This is a genomic window from Bacillus hominis (assembly GCF_018332515.1).
Lineage (GTDB): Bacteria > Bacillota > Bacilli > Bacillales > Bacillaceae_G > Bacillus_A > Bacillus_A hominis.
Map to the genome: position 1 here is coordinate 1 of NZ_BOQD01000527.1, position 563 is coordinate 563.

Genomic DNA, 563 nt, shown 5'->3' on the forward strand with positions numbered 1-563 from the left:
TCGGTGGTTACTGGTTAGGTGGAAACTTACAGGATATCTTTGGAGTGCTAGAAGATCATATCGGTAAAATTATTTTTGGGGTTATTGTTATTGTAGCGATCACGCTAAGTGTTCGTTTCCGCAAACAACTGAAACGAGTATTCTTACAAAACGCAAGTTAATATGGAATCCATTCTATGTCAAATTTTAGGGAGGCAGTGCAAAAGCACTGCCTTTTTTATTTTATTTTCCAGTTTGTTTTTATTTTTCCTTCGATACCGTAACCGGTCACTACTATATAATATGTTCCCGTTTTACTAGGTGAAAGTTCATATGTATCGTCGCTTAGTTCGGAAAGGGGTTCATATTTATTAAATTCACTAGAAAAGCCAGTTAAGTATTCGGAAGTTTTAAAGAAGTTCATATCACTTCCTATAAAGAAAAATAATAAAAAAGAAAAAAAGAGAGAACAGGCCGCTGGAAATTTAATAAGAGCGTAAGGGAAGACCATTTTTTTATCCATGAGACACCTCAATTATGTAGTTCTTAAAAATTGTTATATACGTTATGTCTAGTGTAATATA

1 protein-coding gene and 1 pseudogene are annotated in these 563 nt (G+C 33.4%); one reads left to right on the forward strand and one right to left on the reverse strand.

All coding sequences use genetic code 11. The features are described 5' to 3' along the window. Nucleotides 1-161 (forward strand): annotated as a pseudogene (locus tag KI356_RS27120) (DedA family protein); the annotation flags it as partial. Between the two features lie 56 nt (nucleotides 162-217). Here KI356_RS27120 and KI356_RS27125 read toward each other — a convergent pair. Then, nucleotides 218-502, reverse strand: coding sequence for a hypothetical protein (locus tag KI356_RS27125; protein WP_128281918.1), 285 nt, complete (start codon nucleotides 500-502; stop codon nucleotides 218-220). Nucleotides 503-563: the final 61 nt, after the last annotated feature.

What these genes read in the sequence shown, in the direction of transcription:
- KI356_RS27125 (WP_128281918.1), bottom strand. Translation starts at nt 502, where the DNA reads ATGGATAAAAAAATGGTCTTCCCTTACGCTCTTATTAAATTTCCAGCG.